The 6,000-nt window shown below is 38.8% G+C and carries 8 protein-coding genes; all 8 read right to left on the bottom strand.

Annotation, left to right across the window (positions count from 1 at the left end; all coding sequences use genetic code 11):
• Positions 1-64: 64 nt before the first annotated feature.
• Positions 65-838 carry a F0F1 ATP synthase subunit A gene (gene atpB, locus U473_RS11850; RefSeq protein WP_068726639.1) on the bottom strand — a complete coding sequence of 258 codons (774 nt, stop codon included), beginning with the start codon at positions 836-838 and terminating at the stop codon, positions 65-67.
• A 4-nt stretch (positions 839-842) separates the two neighbouring features.
• Positions 843-1,265, bottom strand: coding sequence for an ATP synthase subunit I (locus tag U473_RS11855; protein WP_068726641.1), 423 nt, complete (start codon positions 1,263-1,265; stop codon positions 843-845).
• Between the two features lie 2 nt (positions 1,266-1,267).
• Positions 1,268-1,498: an AtpZ/AtpI family protein gene (locus U473_RS11860; RefSeq protein ID WP_068726643.1), complete on the bottom strand. Its 231-nt coding sequence runs from the start codon at positions 1,496-1,498 to the stop codon at positions 1,268-1,270.
• 281 nt (positions 1,499-1,779) lie between these two features.
• On the bottom strand, positions 1,780-2,922 hold the full coding sequence (wecB, locus tag U473_RS11865; RefSeq protein ID WP_068726646.1) for a non-hydrolyzing UDP-N-acetylglucosamine 2-epimerase: 1,143 nt from the start codon (positions 2,920-2,922) through the stop codon (positions 1,780-1,782).
• 31 nt (positions 2,923-2,953) lie between these two features.
• A complete protein-coding gene (gene upp / locus U473_RS11870; protein ID WP_068726648.1) occupies positions 2,954-3,583 on the bottom strand; it encodes a uracil phosphoribosyltransferase in 630 nt (209 codons plus the stop codon).
• Positions 3,584-3,611: 28 nt separating this feature from the next.
• Positions 3,612-4,853, bottom strand: a complete 1,242-nt coding sequence (locus tag U473_RS11875; protein WP_068726651.1) for a serine hydroxymethyltransferase — start codon at positions 4,851-4,853, stop codon at positions 3,612-3,614.
• A 23-nt stretch (positions 4,854-4,876) separates the two neighbouring features.
• A complete protein-coding gene (locus U473_RS11880) occupies positions 4,877-5,440 on the bottom strand; it encodes a TIGR01440 family protein (protein ID WP_068726653.1) in 564 nt (187 codons plus the stop codon).
• Positions 5,441-5,446: 6 nt separating this feature from the next.
• Complete coding sequence (rpiB, locus tag U473_RS11885) at positions 5,447-5,896, bottom strand: ribose 5-phosphate isomerase B (RefSeq protein ID WP_068727672.1); 450 nt, start codon at positions 5,894-5,896, stop codon at positions 5,447-5,449.
• Between the last annotated feature and the right edge of the window lie 104 nt (positions 5,897-6,000).

Genomic DNA, 6,000 nt, shown 5'->3' on the forward strand with positions numbered 1-6,000 from the left:
TTTTTAAAACTTTTTTAGTTAAAGAAACGTTGTTAATAGTAACCTTTGTGAGCGTCTGCTCTTGTTAGTGGTGAATTTTTTGGGAAATATATACCATACTCAAGATCGTAAAGACGTAGGCTTGAATCGCACCAACAAAGACACTAAATCCTTGCCATATCACCAAAGGAACAACTCCGGCAAAACCCATCAAGAGAATAACCCCAATTAGAACTTCACCAGCAAAAATGTTTCCAAATAGACGGAAACCTAAGGTTAGTGTTTTTGCAAACTCTTCAATGATATGAAGTGGGAAAAATAAAAAATGGGGTTCAAAATAATGCTTGATGTAATTTTTGATTCCAACAAATTTTACACTGATAATGTGAGTTAAAATAATGATTGAGAGTGACATCGCTAAGGTGACACTTGCATCCGCAGTAGGGGATTTCCACCATGCTAGTTCAACCTCGTGATGCGCTGATTCTTTGATCATCTCTTCAGTTACAATATCCATACCAAAGAGACTAAATGGTTGATCATGGATTGTAATGAAGTTTAGCGGCAGACCTAGCAAGTTTCCTACAAAAATAAATAGAATTAGTGTAAGCCCTAAATAAATAAAGCCTGCACCTTTTTTTAGGTCCATCGTACTTCCAATGATGCCATGTACAAAGTCTACGACCCATTCAAGAACATTTTGTAGTCCTGAAGGCGCATCAGACGTTAAACGTCTTGTCCCTGCAATGGCAAGTACCAGAACAATAATAAAGGTCACAATGGTCATCAATGATGTCGATAGATTAAATGTTAACCAAGGTAGCGACTCAGGCGCCCACAATGGTTGTTCATGACCCATATTCTCACCCCTTTCCTGTGGATATTTTGTTTTTCTCTCTTATGCTATTTATTATTCCATCCACGATTGTGACGATTTGTATAAGGAACAAACCGATGACCGTGGAAACTAGATGCAACTGTTCAGGATATTGAAAAACTAGCATGATCGCTAAAATCGAGGTTGCAAATCTTGTAAACATCCCTACAAACATTGGTCTTTTTCTTGTTTGTGCTTTTACTTTAATTGCAATTTCGCCAATTCGATTCACTTTCCAAGCAGTATGTAACAGATTTAATAAGCCTACTGCTAATCCTAGCGCTAATCCTAAGAAAATAGCTGAATAAGGCGTAATCACACCAATCATAAATAAACTTAGTAGAATGAGAGTATAGCGAACAATTCTAATGATTCTTGCCTTAAAATCACTCATAGAAGGATGTCCCATTGCTAGTCTCCTAAAAAGGGCTTAATTAAACCAATGACAGACCAGATTCCAAATATGATCCCCACAATCATACCAATGATTAAAAAAACCGGAGATGTATGGAAATATAGGTCAACTTTTTTACCAATCCATAGTCCGACAAGAAGAAATATGGCAGCGTTAACACCAATCACACTAACAACGGCTAATGCCCGCCAAGGATTTTGATTTTTTGGATCTTGGTTCTGTGTCATTGTGCTACCACTCACAAACCTTTCAAAAAAAAGAGATTTTTGTATGTATCCATTGTTAAAATCATTCGCCTTAAACAGTATACCAAAGACTTTTTTAAATGTTCAAGAAATTTTTACAATGAATAATAATCTCTGAATTTTGTGAAGATTTATTTAAAGATTAAAATGGATATTAACAAGGTTATCGTACAATATAGGCCTTTCTTTGTCAATCATAACAATGATAGGGAAATTTTTGAAATGTATATTACAACTGGTGTAATATACATCTCTTTTCAGCCTTAAATAATGAATGGGATGGGACGGTCTTTTCGTTGACCAAAGTGGTAGAGGATCGCTTCAGCTATTCTTTCTGAAGCTTGTCCATCACCATATGGATTTGCTGCCCTTGACATTTGCTCATATGCCTCTTTGTTAGATAATAGCTGATGGGCTTGAGCATAAATCTCCTCTTCTTCTGTCCCTACTAATTTTAACGTTCCTGCTTCAATTCCTTCAGGCCGTTCTGTGGTATCACGCAAAACCAATACGGGTACACCGAAAGAGGGTGCCTCTTCTTGAACTCCCCCTGAATCTGAAAGGATGAGGTGTGCTCGCGCCTCAAAATTATGAAAGTCGATGACATCAAGTGGATCAATTAAATGAATTCGATCGTGATGCCCTAATATCTTGATTGCCAATTCTTTTACAACAGGATTAAGGTGTACAGGGTAAACAACTGCTATCTCTGGATGGGTATCAACCAAGCGACGAATCGCTCTAAAAATTCGTTCCATCGGTTCGCCAAGGTTTTCTCGACGATGCGCTGTTATGAGTACCATTTTCTTACTGCCTATTTTCTCTAAAACTGGATGTTGATATTCTTTTTGAACCGTTGTTTTAAAGGCATCAATAACGGTATTTCCTGTGATATAGATGTTATTCTCTATTTTATTTTCTCTTCGCAAATTCTCTGCAGACCAATCTGTTGGTGCAAAATGGAGATCTGCCAACACCCCTGTAAGTTGTCGATTCATTTCTTCTGGGAATGGAGAGTATTTATTTCCTGTCCTTAAACCAGCCTCCACATGGCCAACAGGTATTTGTTGGTAGAAAGCAGCCAAACTGCCAACAAAGGTCGTGCTTGTATCCCCATGTACTAAAACGAGATCTGGCTTTTCTTTCATCATCACTTCTTCCAAACCTTGTAATGCCCTTACTGTAATGCCTGTCAAGGTTTGCCTTTGTTGCATGATGTTCAAGTCGTAATCAGGAGCGATTTGGAAAACGTCTAATACCTGATCTAACATTTGTCGATGTTGGGCTGTTACAGTGACAATACATTCGAATTGCTCTTTTTTTTGTTGCAATGTTTTGACTAAAGGCGCCATTTTAATCGCCTCTGGCCTTGTCCCAAATATGGTCATTACTTTTACTTTTTTCACGATTGAAATCCCCTTTTACTTTGCAAAGCTTCTACTTTGTTCCAAAAAGTCGATCCCCTGCATCTCCTAATCCTGGAACGATATAGCCATGGTCATTTAATTTCTCATCAACGGCTGCTACATAGATATCTACATCATCATGGTCTTGTTGAACCTGATTAATTCCTTCTGGAGCAGCAATTAAGCACATCAATTTAATATTTTGTGCACCTTTTTCTTTAAGCAATTGAATGGCTGCTGATGCAGAGCCACCAGTTGCCAACATGGGGTCGATCACGATAAGATCGCGTTCGGCAATATCTGAAGGTAATTTTAAATAATATTCCACAGGCTTTAATGTTTCTGGATCACGATAAAGGCCAACATGACCTACTTTTGCAGCAGGGATAATTTTTAAGATGCCATCTACCATTCCTAATCCAGCACGCAAGATAGGTACAAGCCCAATTTTCTTCCCTGAAACTACCTTTGTTTTTGCAAGGCTTACAGGCGTTTCGATCGTAACTTCTTCTAATGGTAGATTACGGGTAATTTCGTAAGCCATCAGTGTGGCCACTTCATCTACTAACTCCCGAAATTCCTTTGTTCCAGTATTTTTATCACGTATGTAAGTCAATTTATGTTGAATTAAGGGATGATCAAAAACATATAATTTGGACATGTTACTACTCCTTTGATTTTCTTCTTTTTTATAGATCTTTGTATAGAGGGAATCGTTTCACTAATTCGACAACTTTCTCTTTTGCTTGTTGATGGACTGCTTCTTCTGTTGGATTCTTTAATGTCATGCTGATAATCTCAGCGATTTCCTCCATTGCTGCTTTATCCATTCCCCTAGTCGTGACAGCAGCTGTGCCAATGCGAATTCCACTGGTAATAAATGGACTGGTAGGATCGAAAGGAATGGCATTTTTATTACATGTAATTCCAATCTCATCAAGAAGATGTTCTGCTTCTTTTCCAGTAATATCCATTTCGGTTAGATTGACAAGGATCAGATGGTTGTCAGTCCCGCCAGATACTAATTTAAATCCTCGATCAATTAAACTTTGGGCTAAATGTTTGCTGTTTTCGACGACTTTTGTTGCATACTCTTTAAATTCAGGTTGTAAAGCTTCACCTAATGCAACAGCCTTTGCCGCAATCACGTGCATCAAAGGACCACCTTGCATACCTGGGAAGACCGTTTTATCTAAAACTTTTGCATATTCTGCTTTACATAAAACCATTCCACCCCTTGGGCCTCTTAAGGTTTTATGTGTCGTTGTCGTTACAAAATCAGCATATGGTACAGGATTTGGATGCAAACCCGTTGCTACCAATCCAGCGATATGCGCCATATCTACCATCAAAAGCGCTCCTACCTCATCTGCAATCTCCCTCATTTTGGCAAAATCGATGATCCTTGGGTAGGCACTAGCACCAGCAACAATCAATTTAGGTTGATGTTCCTTAGCTAGCTTACGCACTTCTTCATAATCGATTTGTTCTGTTTCAGGATCGACACCATAGGAAACAAAATGATAAAGGATTCCAGAAAAATTAACAGGACTACCATGTGTTAAATGTCCACCATGGCTTAAATTCATTCCTAAAACAGTATCTCCAGGATTTAAAACAGAAAAATAAACAGCCATATTCGCTTGAGCACCAGAATGGGGTTGGACGTTAGCATGTTCTGCTGCAAACAATTGCTTTGCTCGCTCTCTAGCTAAATCCTCAACAATATCTACATATTCACAACCGCCATAATAGCGTTTGTTAGGATATCCTTCAGCATACTTGTTAGTCATGACAGAACCTAACGCCTCTAAAACTCCCTCACTTACGAAGTTTTCCGACGCAATCAATTCTATTTTAGACCTTTGACGATTGATTTCTAATTGTATAGCTTCTGCTATTTGTGGATCTTGCACTTTTAACCTTTCCATAACTGTCTCCCCTCTTTCAATTCTCACTTCTCACATCTCATATCTATATTGTATTGTGCCCTTGCCCCACCGATTAGTTTTGGTCTTGTTTTGGCCATATTCACATGTGCTTCACCAATTTTCTTTACTTTGGAACGGACAGGGACAGCGACATGTTTTAGATGCATACCAATCAAAGTATCACCAATATCTATCCCTGCATCTGCTTTTATAAATTCTACTACAACAGGATCCTTCATTTGCTGAAAGGCATAGGTTGCCATTGCGCCTCCTGCTTTTCGCACTGGAACTACTGTAACGACTTCTAAGCCAAACTGTTCAGCTGTTTCTTTTTCAACGACTAATGCCCGATTGATATGTTCGCATCCTTGGAAAGCTAGATGAAAACCATGTTGTTCTTTTGCTTTGGCTACTTCTGTATAAATAGCCTTTGCTACTTCTTCACTACCTGCTGAACCAATATGCTGACCCAATACCTCACTTGTACTAACACCTAACACTAGAATTTGTTTGTGGTTTAAAGGGAAAGATTGGATCAAATCCTCTAAAACTGCTCTAACTTGGGATTGAAGCTCAATGGTATCCATCCAAAATCAGTCCTTTAAGCGATTCTCAATTTGCATGATCTTCTGCACTCTTCTCTCGTGGCGACCGCCTTCAAATTGTTCTTGTAACCAAATTCGTGCAATATCTTCTGCAACATTGAAACCAGTGGTTCGGCCTCCTAAACACAATATGTTTGAATCATTATGTTGCCTTGTAACTCTTGCTGAATAGCAATCATGAACTAAAGCTGCACGAATGCCTTCTACTTTGTTTGCGGCGATCGACATGCCAATCCCTGTTCCGCAAATTAAAATACCCCGATCCACTTCTCCTTTCGCCACTTTGTGGGCTACTGGCAATGCATAGTCTGGATAATCTACAGATTCAACACTGTCTGTACCCAGATCTTCATACTCAATACCCATATCATCCATGATCATTTTGATATGTTCTTTTAATTCGTACCCACCATGGTCTGATGCGATTGCCACCTTCATTTCTTTTCCCTCCATCTTCATCATTCTCCATATTATTACCCAAACAATTTTAACATATTGCAGAAGAAGACTCCATCTTCTCCAATCGGGTAGGAGGCTGGCCC

This window comes from Tepidibacillus decaturensis, assembly GCF_001561915.1.
Taxonomy (GTDB): Bacteria; Bacillota; Bacilli; order Tepidibacillales; family Tepidibacillaceae; genus Tepidibacillus_B; species Tepidibacillus_B infernus.

Bases quoted from the DNA above. Each gene is read 5' to 3' on its own strand.
- atpB (WP_068726639.1), bottom strand. From the start codon at position 838: ATGGGTCATGAACAACCATTGTGGGCGCCTGAGTCGCTACCTTGGTTA.
- U473_RS11855 (WP_068726641.1), bottom strand. From the start codon at position 1,265: ATGGGACATCCTTCTATGAGTGATTTTAAGGCAAGAATCATTAGAATT.
- U473_RS11860 (WP_068726643.1), bottom strand. From the start codon at position 1,498: ATGACACAGAACCAAGATCCAAAAAATCAAAATCCTTGGCGGGCATTA.
- upp (WP_068726648.1), bottom strand. From the start codon at position 3,583: ATGTCCAAATTATATGTTTTTGATCATCCCTTAATTCAACATAAATTG.
- U473_RS11875 (WP_068726651.1), bottom strand. From the start codon at position 4,853: ATGGAAAGGTTAAAAGTGCAAGATCCACAAATAGCAGAAGCTATACAA.
- U473_RS11880 (WP_068726653.1), bottom strand. From the start codon at position 5,440: ATGGATACCATTGAGCTTCAATCCCAAGTTAGAGCAGTTTTAGAGGAT.
- rpiB (WP_068727672.1), bottom strand. From the start codon at position 5,896: ATGAAGGTGGCAATCGCATCAGACCATGGTGGGTACGAATTAAAAGAA.